At 49.6% G+C, this 22,399-nt stretch carries 16 protein-coding genes; 3 read left to right on the forward strand and 13 right to left on the reverse strand.

Translation table 11 applies throughout. The features are described 5' to 3' along the window. Nucleotides 1-73 precede the first annotated feature (73 nt). From ACYVSB_RS09180 to ACYVSB_RS09195, 4 genes are all read right to left on the reverse strand, one after another. Nucleotides 74-6,082 carry an MSCRAMM family protein gene (locus tag ACYVSB_RS09180; RefSeq protein ID WP_461219193.1) on the reverse strand — a complete coding sequence of 2,003 codons (6,009 nt, stop codon included), beginning with the start codon at nt 6,080-6,082 and terminating at the stop codon, nt 74-76. Between the two features lie 211 nt (nt 6,083-6,293). After that, entirely contained in the window at nt 6,294-7,829 is a 1,536-nt protein-coding gene (locus tag ACYVSB_RS09185; RefSeq protein ID WP_125600588.1) for an MFS transporter, read from the reverse strand. A gap of 220 nt (nt 7,830-8,049) precedes the next feature. Next, nucleotides 8,050-9,093, reverse strand: a complete 1,044-nt coding sequence (locus ACYVSB_RS09190) for a zinc-dependent alcohol dehydrogenase family protein (protein ID WP_125600591.1) — start codon at nt 9,091-9,093, stop codon at nt 8,050-8,052. Nucleotides 9,094-9,840: 747 nt separating this feature from the next. Then, a complete protein-coding gene (locus tag ACYVSB_RS09195) occupies nt 9,841-9,966 on the reverse strand; it encodes a hypothetical protein (protein ID WP_263853246.1) in 126 nt (41 codons plus the stop codon). Between the two features lie 12 nt (nt 9,967-9,978). On the opposite strand from ACYVSB_RS09195, the gene ACYVSB_RS09200 reads away from it, so the two are divergent. Next, a complete protein-coding gene (locus ACYVSB_RS09200; protein ID WP_125600594.1) occupies nt 9,979-10,179 on the forward strand; it encodes a hypothetical protein in 201 nt (66 codons plus the stop codon). 219 nt (nt 10,180-10,398) lie between these two features. Here the strand turns inward: ACYVSB_RS09200 and ACYVSB_RS09205 are convergent, their stop codons facing one another. From ACYVSB_RS09205 to ACYVSB_RS09220, 4 genes are all read right to left on the reverse strand, one after another. After that, on the reverse strand, nt 10,399-11,070 hold the full coding sequence (locus ACYVSB_RS09205) for a cyclophilin-like fold protein (protein ID WP_125600597.1): 672 nt from the start codon (nt 11,068-11,070) through the stop codon (nt 10,399-10,401). Beyond that, entirely contained in the window at nt 11,070-11,645 is a 576-nt protein-coding gene (locus ACYVSB_RS09210) for an LbetaH domain-containing protein (protein ID WP_125600600.1), read from the reverse strand. Before ACYVSB_RS09210 ends, ACYVSB_RS09205 begins: the two co-directional genes overlap by 1 nt. A 169-nt stretch (nt 11,646-11,814) precedes the next feature. Further along, nucleotides 11,815-12,678, reverse strand: a complete 864-nt coding sequence (locus tag ACYVSB_RS09215) for an aldo/keto reductase (RefSeq protein WP_125600603.1) — start codon at nt 12,676-12,678, stop codon at nt 11,815-11,817. Between the two features lie 145 nt (nt 12,679-12,823). After that, on the reverse strand, nt 12,824-13,690 hold the full coding sequence (locus tag ACYVSB_RS09220) for an aldo/keto reductase (protein WP_461219194.1): 867 nt from the start codon (nt 13,688-13,690) through the stop codon (nt 12,824-12,826). Between the two features lie 115 nt (nt 13,691-13,805). Between ACYVSB_RS09220 and ACYVSB_RS09225 the strand changes: the two genes are divergently transcribed. Then, on the forward strand, nt 13,806-14,771 hold the full coding sequence (locus ACYVSB_RS09225) for a LysR family transcriptional regulator (protein WP_125600608.1): 966 nt from the start codon (nt 13,806-13,808) through the stop codon (nt 14,769-14,771). Between the two features lie 239 nt (nt 14,772-15,010). Here the strand turns inward: ACYVSB_RS09225 and ACYVSB_RS09230 are convergent, their stop codons facing one another. The 4 genes from ACYVSB_RS09230 to ACYVSB_RS09245 all read right to left on the reverse strand — a co-directional run bounded on the left by ACYVSB_RS09230 (nt 15,011) and on the right by ACYVSB_RS09245 (nt 20,176). Beyond that, a complete protein-coding gene (locus ACYVSB_RS09230; RefSeq protein WP_461219195.1) occupies nt 15,011-16,024 on the reverse strand; it encodes a GGDEF domain-containing protein in 1,014 nt (337 codons plus the stop codon). A 361-nt stretch (nt 16,025-16,385) separates the two neighbouring features. Continuing rightward, a complete protein-coding gene (locus ACYVSB_RS09235; protein WP_461219196.1) occupies nt 16,386-17,519 on the reverse strand; it encodes a GGDEF domain-containing protein in 1,134 nt (377 codons plus the stop codon). A 238-nt stretch (nt 17,520-17,757) separates the two neighbouring features. Continuing rightward, nucleotides 17,758-18,450, reverse strand: a complete 693-nt coding sequence (locus tag ACYVSB_RS09240) for a 2,3-diphosphoglycerate-dependent phosphoglycerate mutase (RefSeq protein WP_125600617.1) — start codon at nt 18,448-18,450, stop codon at nt 17,758-17,760. A 217-nt stretch (nt 18,451-18,667) separates the two neighbouring features. Further along, the gene (locus tag ACYVSB_RS09245; RefSeq protein WP_461219197.1) at nt 18,668-20,176 is read right to left on the reverse strand and encodes a hypothetical protein; all 1,509 of its coding nucleotides are present in this window, start codon (nt 20,174-20,176) and stop codon (nt 18,668-18,670) included. 198 nt (nt 20,177-20,374) lie between these two features. On the opposite strand from ACYVSB_RS09245, the gene ACYVSB_RS09250 reads away from it, so the two are divergent. Next, a complete protein-coding gene (locus ACYVSB_RS09250) occupies nt 20,375-21,325 on the forward strand; it encodes an NAD(P)-dependent oxidoreductase (protein WP_461219198.1) in 951 nt (316 codons plus the stop codon). 194 nt (nt 21,326-21,519) lie between these two features. On the opposite strand, the gene ACYVSB_RS09255 is transcribed toward ACYVSB_RS09250, so the two are convergent. Then, nucleotides 21,520-22,395 (reverse strand): NAD(P)-dependent oxidoreductase, encoded by an 876-nt coding sequence (locus ACYVSB_RS09255; protein WP_461219199.1) that lies wholly within the window; start codon nt 22,393-22,395, stop codon nt 21,520-21,522. Nucleotides 22,396-22,399 lie beyond the last annotated feature (4 nt).

Consider the following 22,399-nt stretch of genomic DNA (forward strand, 5'->3'; position numbering starts at 1 on the left):
ATTTGCGATCAGCTGAGGAGGAATCGGACTTTGACCCGATTGACTGATCAATCAAGCATCGTCATGTTCTGTGCTATGCTTGTTCTTGCTTCCGAAACAGTAAACTCATGGTGAAACAGGTTAGGCCAATGATCCCAGCGATCAATGACAACAAGTTTGTCGGTCGTTCATCGGCTTGTGGCAGCGTTGCCGGTTGTTGCGCGGTTGGTTTCAAATCCGCGCCGCCATTCGCCCCAGGTAAATTCGTACTCGGTAAGGTCGGATCCGTGGTGGTACCGCCTTGGTCGCCATCCGGGTTCGTTGGCTGCTGCGGATCGGTTGGCGCGATCGGCTGCTTGGGATCGCGTTGGTTGCCAACAATCAACCGTTTAGTTGTCGTTGACGTCAGCTCGATTGTGGTCCCGGTTTGATAGCGACTACTGATCAAATAACCTGCAGGTGCTTGGTTCTCGGTTAATTGATACTTACCCAATGGCAGATCGTCAAAAACGACATTCCCATGGTCATCCGTGGTGATAGTCCAAGTGACCCCTAGCTGATCGGCTAACGTAAAGACGGCGCCGGCTAGTGGGAACCCAGAAGTTTCGTCGATTTTGTGGACGATCAATGAGGTCGTCGCTGGATTACCCGGCAGATAATTAGCCACGTTAACTTGAATTGGGCGTTCATCTGCCGGACGGGTCTCTTTTTCACCTGCTGGGGTCAATGCATTGGCCGCCGTCAAGTTGGAAACGGTCCATTCTTGTTGTTTAGCGGACTGGGTGACACTGAAATAGATTTTGCCGGTGCGGGTCAGATAGCCTGCCGGCGTTTTGACCTCAGTCAGATAATAGTTGCCCAGTGGCAGTAAAAGGGGGATCACGATCTGACCCTGAGCATCACTGCGATCCAGGTCAGCGCTCAACAAACGATCACTGCCGTCCTTGTTGCCCTTAGTCTGGTACAGCTTGAATTTGGCGCCAGCTAGTGGCCGCCGCGATGAGCCATCATACTTCTTTACAACTACTTGGCGGCGGAACTCCGGCTCTTGGATCACATTATCAATGACCACACCAGCCATTGAGGCGGCCGTTGTCGTCTCAGAGGCAGTCGCCAACTTGGCTGCCGCCTCGGTGGTACCTGCTGTGGTTGTTGCTTCTGTGGCGGTGGCATCCGTAATCTCGTTGATCGCAGCCAGAGTATTCGCCTGACCGCCACCGTTGATTTTCAGATCCACCCCTTCCTTGAGCTGATCAGGAATGACGTAGCCTTGGGGTGCTTTCGTTTCCTGGAAACGATACTGCCCTTCATAAAGATCGTCAGCCTCCAAGGACCAACTCTCTTTGTCCGGATCATAGCTTGGCTGCCAGGTCCGACTTGAATCCAGATTCCCTTGAAGATCATACCGTTGTAATGCAAACTTGGCGTCAGTAAGCGCTAATTTATCCAGAAATTGGTCTTCAGCAATGACTTGATTCGTTTTGTTAAAATTCAAGGTCCCCGGTTGATATTGATCATAGGCGGATACGGGAACATTTGTCGTGAAATTTGGCGCTTTGGGATCGGCTTGGAAGCCAAACACCAGCGAATTGCCTAGAAAATCAGGGTCGATCTTGACCGTCGTGACCGACTGCCCCAGTAAAACATCATTGGCCGTGATCAACTGACCAACGGAGATTTGGTTTGGCACGGTTTTATAGCCTTTTGGTGCAGCTGTTTCAACGAATTGATAATGGTGACTCGGATCAAACCCAAGTGTCTCTTGACCGGAAGTCGCATCGGTGCTAGTGACATTGGGAACGGTGTATAACCCCTGGTCTGGATCATCTTGGGCCTCTGTTGCCATCACCACTTTGATTTCACCACGAGCGTTGGTCTTCATCCCCAGCCGCAAGAACGCCCGCTGCTCCACATCCCATAAAGCGTAGGTCGCACCGGCCAATGGTTCGCCAGCGGGGTCATCTGGATTCATTTCAACGCGACTACCATACTTAGTCAACGTCATTTGGTAGGTCGGGTTCGTCACCGTAATCAATTGATACTCCCCGGAATCCGGATCAACCATTTCGGGTTCGAAGGAGAATCCCATTGGCTCGAAATTATTGACATAACCCGCCAGTTCCCCAACTTCCGTCAGTCGGTAGTTCTGCTTGACTGGTAAGCCTGCAAAAGAAGCAATACCGTTTTCATCAGTGGTCTGCTCCCATTCACCGACCGTCTTCCCATCAGCATCCAAAGCCTCTAGCTCAAATGTGACCCCGGCGATTGGGTGATTCCGAAAGTCGGAGATCTTCTTGACGCGGATCTCGGCGTATTGTTGAATAAATTCGCCGGTGATACCACCAAATTCAATTTTTGGCGAACCATAGGTAGTTCTCTGACGCGCGAGTACATCGACACCATCAGAATTACGCTTATCTTCAGTATTCAACCAACTAACCGTACTTCGAACCTGAACCCGGCCAGCTTTGTGACTCTCAGTTTTATAGGTCACCTTGATTTGGTAATTTTGATTATTGCTTTCAGTCCCAAAGTCTTCGTTAAAGCTAACTGTGAACGTGGTCGGGCTAGTCAGTTCAACCTGATATCGATCCGGATCTATTGGCTTACCCGGCTTATTACCTGTGACCAATTCCGCTTTGAAACTATCCGCCACAAACGTCGATGGCGCACGCTTCATCCCATTATCAGGATTGACAATTTCTCCCGTCAAGATTGGTTTGCGCATTGGCCGCTCTGAGCCATAAATGTTGATGATTGAATCTTGCCAGGATAAGAACGCCTGATCTACTGTTGGGAACGTCTTTTCTAGCGCTAGCCAAGCACTTCTAGCGTTCGCACTAGCCGTAGCTGTAAACTTTGGGATCCCACCGAGTGATGGTGTGCCTGAGTCGCCATCTGTTACCGTTACAGTATTTGAGATATTCGCGATATTGTAGGCCCATTGATTGTCCCGGCGCGTTTCAAAAACAACCCAAACGCGATCGTTCAAGGCTCCGAAATTCAAGGTCAAGGTCTCTTGGTCCTTGTCAGCCGCCGTTTCCAACCCTTCTACCGATTCGCCAGCGCCGTTAATACTAAAATTATTCGGCAGGAGGGCTTTGGCTTCTTCTGATGCTGATTCTGAAGGAACCAACTTACCATCTTTATTGATGGATCCAATCAGATTGTCTGGATTCGGCGAAGCAAGTGGCGTGTTGGTCAAGGAGTCATTATCGGTCACCTGATAGAATTTCAATGATCCAGGCACGAATCTAAAGGAATGCTCGCCAGATAGAGGCAAGGTATCCGTCATCACTAGATTAGAATAAACCAGTTGCAACTGATTCACCAGAATCGCCCAACTCTGTGTATCCGCCGTCTTACTAGCGCCAAATTTGGTAACGCCTTTAAGATAATTGGCTTTGATTTCTTCAGGTTCCGATTGGTCAAGATCCCGACCAACTGCCATACTGCCAGGCGGGAAGGAATAGAATAAATAAGCTTGATTTGTCAAGGCTTTTTTCAACTTATCCTTGACCACGTCCGAGTCGCCCTGCTCCGTCAAAGGGCCAAGGACGGTCCGGTCTAGCGCCGTTCGGGCATAGATCACATATTTATAGTTAACCGGCGCGCTGCTCGTTTGGCCATCTGACTTAGTCGAATCGGCAGCCGCATAGGCGCCCTTTAGTTTGACCACAAAACCACGAGGAACCTTTGCCGAGATCTGATCTTCTGCCTTTAAGCCATCATTATAACTCCTAATAATTTCGGTCAACCCATTTTCATCAGGGGTTTCATCGGTGGTTTTATCGGTAACAATCTCTAGATCATAGTCCTGCTCCGCCTTTAACAAGGTCCCGAGGCCGTCTTCACGAGGTTTTTGCGCGTAGACCACGATTCCGTCATTACTTCCATCCTCAGTGCCCTCACTGGTGGTGTCGTTCAAATCATAGCGATCTGGCTTGTCCGTTTCTTTTAGGATTGCTGGATCAGTGGTGAAGTTGGCCAACCCCGCTGGCAAAATGTCAAAGATCACCGGGCTTAACATGCCTTGATTATTCTTATTCACTTCGATCTTCCAATTGACCAAACCGTTGAAATAATCGATTTTACCACCGGTTTTCGAGAGCAAGCCATTGCGGATGCTGAAGACGTAATCGTCCTTAGCAGTTTCCTGCTTGCCACTTGGTGTGGTCGCGGTCGCCACATTGGTCACGGTGCGCTCACTAAAGTCACTCACCGTCAGATTGTAGTAGATATTGAAACTGGCCGTCGCCAGCCATGACCAAGCTTCTGACTGGTTTGATTCTGAGTTTGTTACTGGATCTGTTGCCGAAGCATTCGGTTTGTTGAAGACTATCTCGAATTGTTCCGAGGTATCCTCCGTGGCACTAACATGCTTCTCAACCGAAAAGAGATCGCTATAATCATGGTCCGTGTGCTCATCTGGAGTCCCTTTATCGTCAAAAGTCACCCGGCGAACGACTAGCGGATGGTCTTTATCAACCGCTAATTTCAAACCGGGATCTGGTTTGATTACGGCCTCGGTCTCCGAATTTTCGGATGGGTGCTCCTTCAAACCAAAACGATCAATAAGCTGATATTTGCCAGAAAAAACACTAGCGCCATCATAGTTAAGCTGTAGTTGCCAGCCCAGTTTCACATGAGCCGCATCGAACCCGACCGCCTTTTTCCGTAGCGGGACACCGGTATTCTTGACAACCAATGTCGTGCTGGCTTTTGGTGCATCAACAGCCGGATCCGTGGCCGCATAGAAAATTTTCGCTAGAACGGTGGCCCCCATCATTAAGCCGACAGCGCTATTATCACGGTCGATCTTTGCCTGATAGGCTACGCGATAGCCGATACCAGCCTGCAAGCCCTTCGTTAAATAAATCTTGGCCGTGTCCCCAGAGGCTGACCAAACAACATGATAATCTTCGCCCGGCTTCAACTGCGTCAACGACGTATCATCGCTAAAACCATGAGAACTTTTGACTGGGCCGGCGCTGACCTTGAGCTTATCCTGATCGAAAGTCACTAAAGCGGGCGTGGATTCTGGCTCATCAGCGTCACCGAACTCAGCGCTCAAATCAACTTGAAGGTCGGGATTGTCCGTGATTTGTTCATCATCTTCAGACCAGTGTGGTGGTGTTTGCGCATCGCTGGTCTTCCCGTTCATATTGAAATCAACGTGGCCACTAAAGGCAGTTGGGTTGAGCGGCACCGGCTCCTTGTCACCATCAAAAACCGGGTCGAAAACAGCGTGCTCGATGGACCTGAAATGATACACAAGTTCAACACTATCTCCATCAGCCAGCTCAAAAGGCACGCTCCAAAACAGCGGGTCGCTGTCGCTCAATGGTTGAAAAGTTGTCGTCAGCTTTAATTCCCACTTGGTCGCCTGCACCGGTCCACCTAAAGTTACTTTTAAGGTGCTTGTTTTTGGGGCATCCAAATCTTCAGTCGGATCAGCGGTCAAAGTCCAATTCAAGGCTGGATTATCGCCGCTAGCCGGAATTGTTCCGCTTTTGAAATTATCGACCTTCAAGGCGTAGGCCGGGATCGTCACCGTGGTATAATCGCCTTTCTGGTGGTCGCCAGCGGCCAAGGTAAAGCTCAGAATCAGTTGGAGCTTACTTTCCTGTGTTAGCTGATCATGCTGACTGAGCTCAGTCGTCTGATCATCAGGATCCACCACTTTAACGGCAGTCAAAATATTCCCCAAATCATGAGGATCTTTTTCTGGTGTATCTGACCTTTCAGTTTCGTCTGTGTCAGTATGCGTGCCCGCTTCGACCGAATCACCAGAATCACCTGATACATCTGGATCAGTCTTCGTCTGACTCGTTGCATCCGAACCCGAATCGGATTCAGTAATTGTTTCCGTCTCAGTTCCCGTTGAATCCGCTTGCAGTTCGCCTTCAATTGGCGCTACAGGATTCTCCTGTTCCCCGAATCCAGTCGGCGACACTGGCAACTGCGAATCAGTCGCTGGCGTCACTTGTGTCTCCGGCGTTATGTCCGTCGCCCCGCTGGCCCGGACCACCCCAATTGGTGTGATCGCGATTTGCCCAACCAGCATTAAGGCCATTGCGAGTTTCCCCCATTTTGCTTTCATCCAAAGTCCCCCCGATTTCGAATGTGCTAACGTTTAGTTATTCTTCCAGTCAATTTGAATTATATAACAAATAAAGCGCTTACCGTTAATAATATGACCCATTGATAAGGAAAGGCTTTACTGTGTCTAGATAACCGCTATTAAAACATTTTAAAATTATTTATCTATCAAAAAAGCCTAGCAAAATTGCTAGGCCATATTTGAGGTTTGTTCAAATTGTTTGCCGCTGGCGATGCTGTACCCAGAGATTCAACCCTAGCGCCAGCAACATCAACCCTAGCGACAAAATCATGATATTCCGTAACCCACTATGCAGAATTTGCCGCATTTGTGGGATCAATTGTGTTGGTAAACTGGTTAAATTCGACGCGTCACTGAGTTTATTCATCATTTTCATCGTGACCGCACCGTGGCTTTGCCAGACCCCACGGCGCAACGCCGCATTCATGATCAACCCGAAGATCGAGGCGGTGAACGTTTGGCTCAACATTCGAATCAAAAAGCTGAAGGAGGTCGCCACGGGCACATCTTGTCGCTCGGCGTCCTGCTGCACCTTGACTTGCAATTCATTGAAGCACATACCGTTGCCGAAGCCTTCAAACGCGGCCGCCACCAGCAGAATCCAGTAAGGTGTTCGCACACCCCAGATCAGCATCAACAGAAATGAGATGGTTAGCGTCACGATTCCGATAGTAATAACTTTTTGGGGTGAGAACCACTTGCGAAAAGTCGCCACCGAACCGGAGCCGATGAAATTGGTCACCGAACCGGGGATTTGGGTGGCGCCACCGACCAAGGCCGTGGTGCCCAGCAGACCCTGCGCCCACATGGGACTATAAATCAGAAAGCCGACAAAGGCGCCCCAGATCAACGCGAATAAAATAAAATCCAGCACCAACACATGATTTTTGAAAAGGCGATTGGGAATGATCGGGTCGACCGCGTTTTGTTCGAAGCGAACCAGCGCTGCCAAACAAATCAACGCGAAAGCCAAGAGACCGGCCACGAGCCAGCCATTCGCGCTACCCACCAGTTCGATCCCCGCCAATAAACTACCTAGGCCAACAACCAACAAAGTACAGCCGCGATAATCCACAGGCTGGACTTCCGCACGCCGATCCGCGATCCGATAGAAGATCTGCACGAGCAGCGCCGATAACAACCCGATCGGCACATTGATATAGAAGACCCAGTGCCAGCTCAAGGCATCGACTAAATAGCCGCCGACTAATGGGCCAATGATCGTGGCCATGCTATAGCTAGCCGAGACAAAGCCCAAGACTTGCATCCGTTTCCGTGGTTCGGGATAAAGTCGGGCATAGATGATGTAGGGCAACGAAACCACGCCCCCGTTGCCGATACCCGCCAATAAACGAGCCACGATCAAGACCGCCATATTCGGCGCCAAGCCTTCCAGCAAGGAACCGACCACGAAGAACAGCGCGGCCAATTGGTAACTCTTCTTATTGCCAACGTGTTCCCCGAATTTACTCCAAAGCGGCGTACTCACCGCCGTCCCCAATAGGAAAATCGCCACGATCCAGCCCATCATTTCGATCCCGTGCAAATCGGAAATGATTGCCGGCAAGGCTGTATTAATAATTGTATTATCCAGTCCACTCATGGCATTGGAGAGTAATAGGGCGCACGTGACAATCAACGTATTTCGTTTCGAGCTTGACAAAGCCAGCGCTTCTTTCTGAAAGAAATTGAATTTATTTCTGAAAAATCGAACAAAGAAAATCATAATCCTTATTTTACTCTTATCTGATCTATTTTATAGCTTGAAAACACTGAAAACATAATAAAATTCTTGTTACGCGAGCTCAGCTAACGATTTCCCGATTTCACGTTGCGCCTAATTCGCGAGCATAGAAAAGCGGACAGCTTTAACTCGAAGCTGTCCGCGCGTAACGTGACCTTTCTGAATCATCAGGTTCTGATTAACGCTTTTTTCTGAAGTTGGTCTACTGAGCCACCACTATCATCGACTTGATGACTTCGCGATTTTGCATGGCTTGGTAAGCCTCATTGATCTGATCCAGCGGGAAGCTCTTAGTGAAGACCTTGCCAGGATTGATTTCCCCATCAAGCACGGCTTTAAGTAACAAGCTCTTATCGTAAGTCGTTACCGAAGCGGGCCCGCCCGCCAAAACTAGATTCTGCATAAATGGTGTGGCCACGTCAATTTTAGGCGTGTGCGGCACGCCAACTCGGCCAACAGCGGCGCCTGGACGGATGATTCGAATCGCGGTTTCCGTGGACAATTCGGTCCCGACACATTCCAGAACCGCGTCGGCGCCAGCATTATTGGTCAACGCTAATACCTTAGCGACCGCTTCATCGCCACGTTCCGGAACAATATCCGTCGCGCCGAATTCTAACGCCAATTTCTGTCGATCCTCATGCCGACTCATGGCAATGATCCGCTTCGCGCCACGCATCTTCGCGGCAATCACCGCACAGAGCCCCACAGCGCCGTCACCAACCACCGCCACGGTATCACCGGCTTGCACATTGGCCACCCGCGCGGCGTGATAACCCGTCGCCATCACATCTGCCAACGTCAGCAGTGAGGCCAGCATGCCTTCACTGTAATCCTCAGGTTGACCAGGAATCTTGACCAGTGACCACTCCGCGTGTTGATAACGGGCATACTCGCCTTGAAAACCAGAACTGAAATTATCACTATGATTCTGACAGCCACCCTCAAAGCCGGCCAAGCAAGCCGCGCAATGACCGCATCCATGCGTAAATGGCGCGATGACGAAATCCCCAGGTTTGACCGTGGTGATCGCGGCGCCAACCGCGCTGACGATTCCGATGGCTTCATGTCCATCATTTAGTGAGCCGGCTTCTTTCTTATCAAAACCACGATAGGCCCAAAGATCAGAGCCACAGACGCAGGCGCGCACGACTTTAATGATCACGTCATCGTCGGCCTGGATTGTTGGCATTGGTTTGTCTTGAAGCACTACTTTTCCGGGTTCCATAAAGACTGTTGTTTTCATTCTAAAACCTCCAACTTTGTTTTTTTCATTTTCATTATATAACTTCGAGTTCACTCTAAGGCAAGTCGTAATTTCAATTATTTGATCAATTGTGCCTCGTGAGATGTCGACTGTTGCGATAGTAGGTTGGCCGCGGTTTGCGCTGCGCGTGGCGTTGGTGGTTGGCAGATGTGGTAGGGACTCCAGGTCGGACTGGGGGGTGGTGGAACGCTGCGGGCACGATTTTGAGCTTTTCGGAAGTGCACCGAAAATCTCAAAACTCGGCCTTATTCTAGGCGGCATAGCCGCCAAGAATAATATCGCGGCTGACTCACCCCCAGCCCGACCTTCCGCCGACAAGCAAACAGACCACCAACGCCAGAGTGTGAACCGACCCGGTCAGCTCCTGAGCATTAGCCTAGCAATTGTTTTGGAAGCCGTACTTTGCTTCCGGAACAATTGCGTAGCTAAGCGCAGGGAGCTGGGTCGGCGAACACGTTTCAACACCACGCTCCGCTCCAGCCGCTCAACGTTATAACAGCCGTTTGAGCACTCACGCCAATCGGCAAGCTATGGTCAATTGATGGGGAGCCGCGCATTTGACGGCCGTGGTTAGTGGTTACCAGCTTTAAATTGGTGACACCAGCGTAGTCTGTCTGATGAACAGGCCTAGTTCTCAGCGAATCAACTGAATCGGTCGGCTTTCCACCTATGGACTGTTACGGAAACGAGTAAAGATGTTCAGCCTACGCAAAATGGTCCGACTACCTAATCCGAATCCGTTGGCATTGCCGTACCACCCCAAAAGTGGGCGATTGTTTGACCTCTAGCTTGCAAAAGCACCTCGTCGAATCCTTCGCCTTGATTGCAGATAAGCTCGATTCTGCCTAGCAACCGCCTCAGGACGTGTGGCTCAGCGGTGAGACTATTCTTAGCGATTTATCGCTTAGAATAAGGCTCGATTTGAAGACAAGCCGCGCACTTTGCGGATTGGCTTCAAACGATGCCCACTGCGTTCGAAACAGTGCGCAGCGCAACGGGTTGACTTCGAGCATTAGCCTAGCGATGGCTTTGGAAGCGGGCTTCGCTTCCGAAGCCATTGCGTAGCTAAGCACAGAAGTCAGTTGCGCGGAGCACGTTTCCAGCCACGACAAACGTCCTGAGGCGGTTGCGTCCCACCCAAACCCACCACACTTGCAATCAAGCACAGGTTTCTGAAATTCGTTGGCATTGCCGTACCCCTCAAGACGTATGGCTCAACAGTGAGATCAGCGCTTCAAATCAGTTCCAAGCATCTACCTATCATCATCAAATAATCTAATCAGCTCACTGCCAACCAGCAACGATTCGGGCTGAGAACTCACCTTTTTGTTGCTTGATGGTCTTGATTGCCGAAGCGCGATCAAGAAAATGACCGAGGACGTGGATCCCGGCATATTCGCCCACATCGCCCCAGTATAAAACCACTCGCGGTTCTGGTGACCAGTAGGCTAAATCCCCCGGCTTGGGGTCGCTGGCGGCCGGCGTTCCTTTGGTGGTCAAAGGTTGCGCCAAGTCCGCGATTTTCTCGGGGAAGCCACTGCTGAAATCACGGAAATCCAGCTGCAACGGCAACCGCTTGGTCAAGGCCTGGGCGGTGGCACGATCGTTCAAACGTGCGCGTAAATGTTGGGCGCCAATCAAAACAGTGATTTGCTGACTGGTCGGCACCTTTGCCGCGGGAGTGGCGCTGGTGGAAGTCTTAGTAGAGGTCTTGGTGGAATTCTTGGTAGAAGCGTGGCCCTTGATGCTCGCACCGGCTGGCTGACCACTTTTCTGCGCTAACATTGCTTGTTCAGACGCTGATTGCTTGACTGCCGGCTGGCTTGAACTCGATCGCTGCCACCATAAAACAGCAGTGGCGGCAAGGGCGAAAATGACCAGAAAACTAACGACCACTATTCTCCGGTGCCGCGCTGACGCAAGTTTCACTGATGCTGGCTTTTCTTGACCGGCCATTAGTGCACCTCCTGCTTGATCGAGCGCAGGATCTTAGCCGGTGTGCCCACGACAACAGTGGCGGCGGGCACATCATGGGTGACGATCGAACCGGCGCCGATAATAGCCTGAGCGCCAATCGTGACGCCCGGCAGGATCAGCGCGCCGGCGCCGATCCACGCCCCCTGACCCACATGGATCGCCTGAGGAATCACATCCCGACGCCGCCCAGGATCTTCAGCGTGATTGACCGTAATCAAGGTTACGTTCGGTCCCACCAGAACGCCCGCGGCCAAATAGATCCCGCCCAGATCTACCATGGTCACTCCTTGGTTAACGAAAACATGCTCACCAATAAAAATGTGCTGACCGAAATCTGAGCGAAAGCCGATATGCACTTCGCTAGTACTGGGTACCGCGTAACCAACGATTTCGTCAAGAAGTTGATGCCGGGCGCTGGACGTCGGCGCCTGGTTGAACGCCATTAAGCGGGTTTCGGTCCGCGTCGCGATTTGAGCGATTTGCTCGAATTCAGGATCATTGAAGACCAGGCGTTCGCCAGCCAGCGCGCGTTCTAGGATTGTTTTTGTCGTCATCTTGTCCACCTTATTTTGAAATTTGACGATTGTGATGCCGGAACGGATCCAATCGTCTAGCATACTTTCTCTCAAAAATTAGTATAACCGGTGACGATAATCATATCCAATACTTATATCGAATCAATATCCATGACTATTTGTTATATCTGGGCAGTATCAACCACAACTAATCGTCGGCGTGGACATCGAAAGCGCTTAGCAACCGTGCTTGAACTCCGGGCGCGTCAGGGTCATGACGTCCATGACCCTGATCCAAGGTCGCCATGCGGCCCATTTCCGCGGCTGTCAATTCAAAATCGAAGATCGCCAGATTGCTTTTGATGCGCGCTTCGTGGGTCGATTTCGGGAAGATGATCACGCCTAATTGATGTTCAAAGCGTAAAATGATTTGACCGGGATTCTTGTCATATTTCGCGGCCAGTTGCGTGATGATCGGATCATTCAAAAGTACCTGGTTCCCCTGACCAAGTGGCGCCCAGGCTTCAATTCTGACCTGATGCTGAGCCAGTAAGCGGCGCAAAGGTTGCTGCTGGAAATACGGGTTGAACTCAACTTGATCGACTGCTGGGATCGTGGTGAATTCAGGCACGAATCGTTGCCACAATTTGGGCGTCATATTCGAAACGCCGATCGAGCGAATCTTGCCCGCCTGCTGAGCCGCCTCTAGCGCGCGCCATGCGCCGGGTACATCACCATATGGTTGGTGCAATAAATAAAGATCAAGGTAATCCAAACCTAACTTCTGGAGCGAGCGATCAATCGCCTTTTCCGCCGGAGCCTGACCGTAATCTTGTAACCACAATTTGCTGGTGACCCAAATCTGGTCCCGGGGAATGCCGCTAGCCTTGATGGCCTGACCGACTTCGGCCTCGTTAAAGTAAGCCACCGCCGTGTCAATGTGGCGGTAACCTGCGGCCAAGGCGGCACTGACTGCCTTGAAAGTACTGCCATCATTCGGAATTTGAAACGTCCCAAAACCGATAGCTGGAATCTTGTTGCCATCATTTAATTGAATCGTTGGTGTTGTCATATTTATCTCTACTCTCCTAATTTTAAAAAAAGCTGCATTGAACCGGCTTTGCTACTGAGCGTTTCCACGACCTAGGCAGGCGAAGAATTTTCACGCCAAACCTCATGCGACTAGCGCTGGTCAGACGATCGGGTCGGTCTGGACTTTATTTGATTTTCGCTAAGCTGGCGCCGAAAATTTGCTCAATGGTCACTGGATCGCGATGATCGAAGAATTGGCTTTGGTGTTGATCTAAGCTGGCCATGGTCGCCATTTCAACTGGAGATAATTCGAAATCGAAAACCGCCAGATTCTCCGCCATGCGCGCCGGATGGACCGATTTCGGAATGACCGTGATTTGCCGCTGCAAAAGCCAACGTAAGATGACTTGACCAGTCGTCTTGCCATGAGCCTGGGCGATTTGCGCGATGGTTTCGTTTCTGAAAATGTCTTGCTTACCTTCCGCGAAGGGACTCCAGGCTTCGACCCGAACGTGTTCTTCCTGATTGAAACGAACATCAGCGGTTTGCTGATACCAGGGATTGATCTCGATTTGATTGACCGCGGGTTGGACCGTGGTGCTCAACTCCAAATTCTTCAATTGATCGGGGTAAAAGTTGGAAACGCCGATCGCGCGGATCTTGCCAGCGTGGTAAGCCTCCTCCAACGCCCGCCACGCGCCGATCACATCACCATAAGGCTGATGGAGCAAATAAAGATCCAAATAATCTAGACCCAACCGTTGCAAAGACGCATCAATGCCTTGCTTGGCCCGTTCGTAGGTGAATTCGGAAACCCACAACTTGGAAGTGACGAATACATCTTGACGCGCCAAACCACTTTTGCGCAAGGCCTGACCAACCGCGGCTTCATTTTGATAAGCGGTGGCCGTGTCCAGCAAGCGATAACCCGCCTGCAACGCTGCCGTCACCGCCGCCTCACATTCGGTGGCGTCGGGAATCTGGAAAACACCAAAGCCCAGTTGCGGCATGGTGACCCCATTATTTAAAGTGACTGTGGGAATTTCAACCATTATTAAAACATCCTTTCCATTCGCATGGTCTAACTATACAACCCTAGTTTCCGCTTGAAAATTACCAACATTTCATGCTAGTATACAGTCGATGTATACTGAGGAGGTTGACTTGATGCCCTTAGATAATTATTTATTGCAAGAATTAGTTGTTTTCGCCCAGACAGGCACTTTGGCACAAACCGCCGCGCATTTACACGTAACGCAGCCCACGATTACCCGGGGAATGCAGAAGTTAGAAGCTGACCTAGGTGTACAACTTTTCCACCGTCAGCCCAATCGTCTGACCTTGACCGCAACAGGTCGCTTGACCGCGCAGTTGGCGGAGAAGTTGTTGCGCGCCCAAGCCCAAGCGGTCACGGAGATTCAGAATTTTGACCGCAGTCAACAAGCGCTGGTGCTGGCTACCGTCATTCCCGGACCGTTGAATCTGCTGGCGCAATTAGATCAGACCTTGTTGCCGCCGCTAAAAATCAGCCGGGCTTTAGTGACAGCCGATGTGGTCGGTCAATTGCGCGCCAATGCCGCCACCGTGATCATCTCCAATCAAGCGTTGGCAGCGCCCACGGTCAAGACGGCGCCCACAACTGCAAAAACACCGACCGCAAGTGCGCCAGATGCAATCGGCGCCACCTATTTAGGCACAGAAAGTCTGGCCGTTAATTTAAATCAATTTATGTATCAAGCCAGCCAAACCACCGTCAGCTTCGCGGATTTGACGGGGATCAGCTTTCTCGTGTTGACGGAAATTGGACCTTGGCGCCAGATCATCCAACACTATATTCCCCAAGCTAAATTCCTTTATCAAAAGGAACAAGCGGCCTTAACGGAAATCAGCCGCTACTCCGATTTCCCCTATTTCAGTACCAATTTGTCGCCGCTCGATCCTGCTTTTCAAGAGAAACGATCCGCGCATGACAGCCGCGTGCAAATTCCCATTAGCGATCCTGCCGCTCAGATGCCGGTCTACGCCAACTACTTGCAGCGAAATCGGGCCCAAGTCAAGCCGCTACTCGAGCAATTGATCCACTTATGGCCTGATCCAAATAGAACTGCCCCAGAACTCCCCCCACAAGCTTGACCGCGCGACGCTGACATTGCGGTCAGGCTAAGAACGGCGCAGCGCTGTCCTATTTCTTTATTTGCCTTAGGAAGTCACCGCATTGTGGTCGCCATAGTTCGCCGATTCCACAAACAAGCCCCCAAAATCAGATCAAAAATCTGACTTTGGGGGCCTTTTGATTAGGATCTCACGCTCTGAGTGCGCAGGTGGTGCCAACGTCCAGCCGAATCCCGCCGAACCTAAGCAAGCACATCCGCTTAATTGCTGGTGATCTGATGACGCCCGTTCTTCTTGGAATGATAGAGGTTATGATCAACGCGATTATAGAAATCAAGTGAGGTCTTGTCAGCTTCATTCATGCGCGAAATCCCCATGGAAATCTCGATTTTGATTATTTGAGTTGAATCCAGCCTAATCGTCATCTGATCAACCGCCGCAAATATCCGCCGCGCCAGCTGATTACACTGGGCCAAATCATACTCAGGTAGAAGCAACACAAATTCCTCGCCACCGGTCCGATAGAATTTGACCTTAGGATCGGTCTCGCGAATGATTTGGGTAACCGTTTGGGCCAGCGCGCGCAACACTTGATCCCCTGCAGCATGGCCGTAGGTATCATTCACCAGTTTGAAATGGTCAATGTCAAACATCATCATCGTCAACGGTCGTTGTTTACTTTGACTCCTGGCAAATAATACATCGATGTCATTACGGTACGTTTCATAATTCAGAATCCCGGTCAAGGCGTCATGACTGGCCAGCCGTGCTAAATGCGATTTCGTGTGACTATCTCGCGACAGCATCGCGGTATAGCTATACATCAACACATCAAAAATCGTCAAGTAAAGCCATTCCTGAGCGAACGTTGTCAAAGAAAGCGCGAATTTCCATTTCATCCAAAGCCATAACAAGCCACCAAAGGGAATCGTCACCGCCAAATAAGCGAAGGCCTTGTATGGCCAAGCATGAAGCTTCACGCTAACTAGATTCAAAATCCAGAAGAAAGCCATCAGTGTGAAGGCATGACCCCATGATTGCCAATGGGTAAACGAGCCATTGAACACCATAAAAATCAGCACGCTGGGAAACAGAAAATAAATTGGAATTCGAATATTCAAAAAGTAAGCGCAAAAGGTCACCGCAATCAACTCAAAATTCATGAACATCCACGAATTGCTTTGCCCTCGAACCAATGACTGAAGCGCGAAAACAAAGACGACCATATAAAGCAGGCCATACCAAGTTTTGCAAGCATCATCACTGAGCTTCACTTTCCGCTCGTGCAGTAGCGTTGTCAGCCAGCTATAAGAAACCTGAAAAAGTGTCAGAAACCCTAACACGAAAAAAACACTTGTTGGAAATGGTGGCACTAGCCAGTTAGACCATGTCATAACTTAATCCTCTCAACTCTGTCACTTTGATCGGTGCCCACACGAAAAAAGCGATCAATCAATTTTTCCTATCGAAACAATTAGTATTAATATCCTACCTGAAACAGCTTGATTTCTCAATCATTTTGGCTGGTTAGTCCGATTCCTAAACGCGCCATCAAGCTCAGCATCCTGACTCAAACCAACCACAGTCGAAAAATACCAGCAAGGTCCGTGTAAAATGACGAAGCAAAATCGGCGCCTAATAACGGGTGATCAGCTGGCGCCCTTCGCGTTTCGATTGGTAGAGATTGTGATCGACCCGATTATAAAAGTCCAGCGATGTTTGATCATCGGCAACCACCGCCGAAACCCCCACAGAAATGGTCACTTGGATCAGCCGGCCATCATCGAGCGTGATTGGTAAATGATTGATCACCGTAAAAATTTGGTCAACGATCGCGTTCGTCTCCGCTAAACTGTAGTTGGGGAAGAGGAGATTGAATTCTTCACCACCAGTTAGATAGACTTTGATGGTGGGGTCTGCCTGATTGGCAATTCGTGCCACCGTCTTCGCAAGTTGCTGGAGCACCCGATCGCCTGCCAGATGACCATATGTGTCATTGACCTGCTTAAAGTGATCAATATCAAACATCATCATCGCCAACCCTTGACCCTTTTCACGGCTTTCGGCGAACAACCGATGGACATCATTACGATAAGCCTCGTAATTCTCAATACCGGTCAAGGCATCATGGCTGGCGAGACGAGCCAAACGCAATTTTGACTTACTGTCGCGGGACAACATGTCCAAGTAACTATAAAGCAAAATCTCGAAAACAGTCAGATACAACCATTCTTGAGCGAAGGTTGTCCAAGATAAAGTGAATTTCCATTTCATCCATAACCATAAGGCCCCACCGAACGGCACCGTTACAGCCAAGTATAACGCAAGATTGTAACGACGATCTGCCAGCTTACGCCGAATCAAATTCAACACCCAGAAAAAGGTCATCAACGTCAGGGCGTGCCCCCAAGATTGCCAATAAATATAGGAGCCATTGAAAGCCATATAGACCAACACAATCGGAAACAAGAAATAGACCGGGATTCGAATATTCAAGAAATACGCGCAAAACGTCACCGCAATCAGCTCGAAGTTCATAAACTCCCAAGAATTACTCTGGCCGACAACCAGCGACTGCAACGCAAAAACAAACACCAGCATGTAGAAAACACCATACCAAGTGTTAAAGGTATCATCGTTGATTTGGACGTGATGATCGTGTAGCTGGGTCGTAATCCAGCTATAGGAGACCTGATAAAGCATTAAAAAACCCAACACAAAGAAAATGCTGGTTGGAAATGGTGGGACCAGCCAATTAGACCATGTCATACAAAAACCTTCTTATCTAGCGCTCGTTATAATTGGCTTTCCCATGAATAACGAAAGTATTTCATTATTGTCGTTCCAAAATGCAAACTCAATTATAATTATTTTATACCAATCAAAGGGCTACCACAAACGTTTTGCCATTATTCTGACAAAGGCAATTTTCTGATCAATCAGCGCATACAAAAAGACGTCCGGGTATGGACGTCTTTTTGTGATCTATCAGCAAAGGTCGCGATGACTACTTACCTAATTTAGTCTTAGAAACGATGTTCAACTTCTCGTCCAAGTCATAAACAACTGGTTCGCCAGTTGCCATTTCCAAGTCCATGATGTCAGCGTCAGAAATGTTCTCGATGTACTTGGTCAAGGCGCGTAATGAGTTACCATGAGCGGCGATGATCACGTTCTTGCCATCAAGCAATTTAGGCGCGATTTCATCTTCCCAGAAAGGAATGACCCGTTCCAAAGTAACTTTCAAGTTCTCGCCGCCAGGAATGATCCGAGGATCCAAATCAGCGTAACGACGATCCTTTGCTGCTGAGCCTTCATCGTCAGCGGACAATAATGGTGGCAAAGTATCGTATGAACGACGCCAGATATGGACTTGTTCGTCGCCATATTTCTCAGCGGTTTCTTTCTTATTCAAGCCTTGCAAAGCGCCATAATGACGTTCGTTCAAACGCCATGTCTTAGTTTCAGGAATCCAGAGTTGTCCAGATTCTTCCAAAGCGTAGTGCAAAGTCTTGATTGCTCGTGTCAAAACAGATGTGTAAGCTTGATCGAATTCCAAGCCAGCTTCCTTGATCAAATGACCAGCATTCTTTGCTTCTTCAACACCTTTTTCGCTAAGGTCAACGTCGACCCAACCAGTGAACTGGTTGCTTAAATTCCATTCGCTTTGACCATGACGGATAAATACTAATTTTGTCATTGCATGACAGCCTCATTTCTTATGAATTCTACCTCTCCAATTGTATTGGTTTTTATCAGAAAATACAAGTGAAATAGCGGACAGTTTTCTGAAAGAGTCGTCCTGCTCTGCTGGCTTGCAATGAAAAAAACAACTCCCGGAAGAATAGTTCATCCCGCGAGCTGTTGTTCATCTGCCCTACTTACAAGCGGGCGAAACCTGATCGGTCATTGCGCCGCTATGGTTGGTCTGGACGATCAACCGAGCCATGGTCAACCACTTGACCGGCCGCTGAAGTGGCTTTGTTCGACACTGCTGCCTGATCTGGCGCTGCTGCTGTCGGGTCATCAGATGCCGGTGCTTGCGCCGATTTAGGTGTTTTGGTCTCAGTTGGCTGGTCCGACGCCGATGCCAATGGTGATATCACGGTAATGTCCAAATCGATTTCCGTGCGTTGCTCCAAGTATTGCTTGATTGATGGTTCGGCAACCAGAATGCTCTCGATTCCATGCTTGTGCGCTGCTAAATCGCGCAATCGCGGCGATTGCGGATCCAATTCGCTGATCAACGGAATGACCTCTAGCCCTTGATCCTGGGCGGCGATCAAAGTGTCATAGAGAACACTATCAATTGAAACAATGACCACACTATTGGGCTGGAGCACATGATTTTCGAACCACCATTCAATCAGATCCAAATCACTATCGAAAATCGCCATCAACACATTCGTCGGTCCGAAAATTTGAATATAGGGCTCGCCGCTGAGATAGCTCTTCGAAATCGCCAACGAGCCATCGGTCCGGTAGAAATTCTCGCGGATTACTTTCTGTGCGTCATCGATTGCATAATATTGTGTCGCCGAGATCACGCCAGCGGCATCGAACAAATCGCGACTGAGTAATGCATTATTCAAGTAATGGCGCACCGTAAACAGATTACCATTCTCGCGATAATCGATCACCATGTTCAAGATACCTTGAGTATCATAAACTTTCTTATCATTATCTTCAGCAACGACCTTGAATCCTGGAGCGAAAGTCAGTTCATTCGCCTTTTGGCCAGATGTTTGTTCACGGTCTTGCAGATCATGAAACAGGTTGAAGAGCTTCGTCTTGGGCACAACCAGCCCGTTTTTCTGATAGGCCGCCCAAGTCGGCGTTAACAAATCATCATAATCGATCGTCACATTGGTGGGAACGATTTGATGGACCGCAAACAACTGTTTGAGCCGCTGTAAAGAGCGTCTTTGAATCACAGTCGGCTGATGGATCAACCCATTATTCAACAATAAGTATGGTCGCGCCGCATCGAAATGAATCTCATTGGCCATCTTATCCGTGCCATACCAATGTTTCAGCTTATCATTCAAGGTTTGAAGACTTTGTTCCAGCCCTTGAACCTGCTTAGGGTCGATCTGGGGCGCCGCTTCATGCCGATTGGGCCTCGTTAATTGGCGCAGGTCGTATTTTGCAACACTTCGCGCCTCCAGCAGCTCATCACGTAAGGACTCGGCCAACTGATCACGCTGTTGATCCAAGGCATGTAATTGCGTCTCCGTTCGAGTCCAGTCAATCGTCGTCGCTGTGGGTTCTGGCGCCGGAATCGTTTCCGCTGCCGCTTTCGGCTCAGTCTGCGTGCGTTCGGTATAGTTGATTGGTGGCACCTTAGGATGATTGCCATCATGGTTATCAGCTTCTGGCGTTAGCTTTACTTGTTCCGGTTGACGTTTCCGTTTAAAAATCGACATTGGGCTGACCCTCCCCTAAAAAAAGACTTATATCATTGATTTTATCACTAAATGCGATAATACGATAGGTGGAGTTATTCAACGAGCAAACGCAAACACTCGACCGTTACCAATTACAACGGGTATAATGGTATCATTATTTTAAATTACGTGTTCATCGATGAAACTATTTTTACAATCAAGAAAGGAACCCCCTTAATGAAACCAGTCATTTATTCATTCACCAATTTCAAGCCCGACCAAGTAGCGCAACTGCAGGACAGCGCTCCGCAGTTCGAAATCGTTCTGGCCCAAGATTCGCCCTTGATTCCCCAGGATCGTCTACTTGGGGTCATCGGCTGGAAGAAAGAACTAAGTCAGACACTGTTGGCCGCACCTCACCTAAAATGGATCCAATCGATCTCTGCTGGTGTGGACTATTTGCCTTGGCCGGAAATCAACGCACGTCACATCCTTGTCAGCAACGGTAGCGGTATTCACGCTCAAGTCATCACTGAACACGTGCTGGCCATCATTCTTGGCTATGAGCGCGGTTTATTTGGCTATGCACGGGCGCAACGCGAGCATCAATGGCTGACCAATGAGTTCGAGCCTGACGATGTCGCTGGTAAAAGTTTATTGATTTTCGGTGCCGGTCACATTGGTCAGCAATTGGCGCAACAGGCCACTGCCCTGGGACTCCATGTCTCTGGCGTGAATACTCGTGGTGAGGCGCGGCCCAACTTTGAAGCAATGTATACTTTATCTACCGTCACTTCGGCAATCGCCAGTTTCGATTTCGTCGTCAACATCATGCCTTTGACAGCCGCGACGACGGGCTATTTCGACCAAGCTTTCTTCAGCCAAATGGCTCCTCGGGCTGTTTTCATTAATGTCGGTCGTGGACCATCCGTGGTGATCAACGATTTGGCAGCGGCTTTACAAGCGGGCCAACTTAGCTTTGCCTCCGCGGATGTCTTTGGAACCGAGCCTTTACCTAGTTCAAGTCAGCTTTGGGATTTGCCCAACTTTTTGATCACCCCACACATCGCCGGTCAGGTCCCGCATTTCCGTCAAAAATTATTTGCCATCGTGCAGCCAAACTTGGCTAGTTTCGCGGCGACAGGACAGCTGAGCGTTAATCAAGTCGATCCTCGTCAAGGCTATTGACCCAGCGCCACCAAGTTCAGGCGTCTCGTTGTCAAAAGCCAATCATCACGATGCAAAAAGTCACCTATCTCACTAGCGATAGGTGACTTTTTTTATAACTCTAATTAGCGCTGATTTGGCTTAACCTTAGGTAATTGGCACGCTAGGCAACGGGTGATTCGGCAATCACGGCCACTTATTCTCGTCAGATCAGCTTAGTTCTCGGTTGGCCACCACAGTTTGACTAGTGCTTGTGTCCCGTCATTTCCGTGACCATCCTGTTCCACCAGTATCTGATACAATTTCGTGGCTTGAGCAGTCGCCGGTAACTCAAGGCCCAGATTCTGGGCCTCCTCCAAAGCAATTCGCAAATCCTTCAAGAAATGTTTGGCGAAGAAGCCCGGCGTGTAATCACCAGCCAAAATTCGAGGACCATAATTACTCAACGACCAGTTGGCCGCCGCACCGCCGCCAACGGTTGCCAGCACCTTAGACAGATCCAATCCGGCCGCTTTCGCATAAACTAACATTTCGGTCAGACCTGTCATGGTCCCGGCCACCATGATTTGATTAGCCATTTTCGTTGCTTGACCTTGACCAGGACCACCAAAACGATTGACCTGTTGACCCAGTGCTTGAAAAATCGGTAAAATTTGATTAAAGGTCGGTTCGTCGCCGCCGACCATGATTGTCAGCGTTCCTTTGGCAGCGCCAATATCTCCGCCAGAGACTGGCGCATCTAAGGCAATCACGCCTTGATCGGCAGCTTTTGTTGTGATTTCCTTGGCCAGGGAGGGTTTGCTGGTGGTCATGTCGATTAAGATCTGTCCTGGCCGTGCCTGAGACAGAATACCGTTGGCACCGAAATAAATTTCTTGGACGTCTTGGGGAAAACCAACCATCGAAATCACCACATCACTGGCCAGCGTCAACTGAGCCGGATCATCGGCCCAGTTAGCGCCAGCGGCTAGGGCCGTTTGGGCATGAGCCGCGGTGCGGTTGTACACGGTCACCGGATACCCTGCCTTCAATAAATTCTTGACCATGCTGGTCCCCATCACGCCAGTGCCAATAAATCCGATTTTTTTCATTTTA

The organism is Lapidilactobacillus salsurivasis (assembly GCF_054785215.1).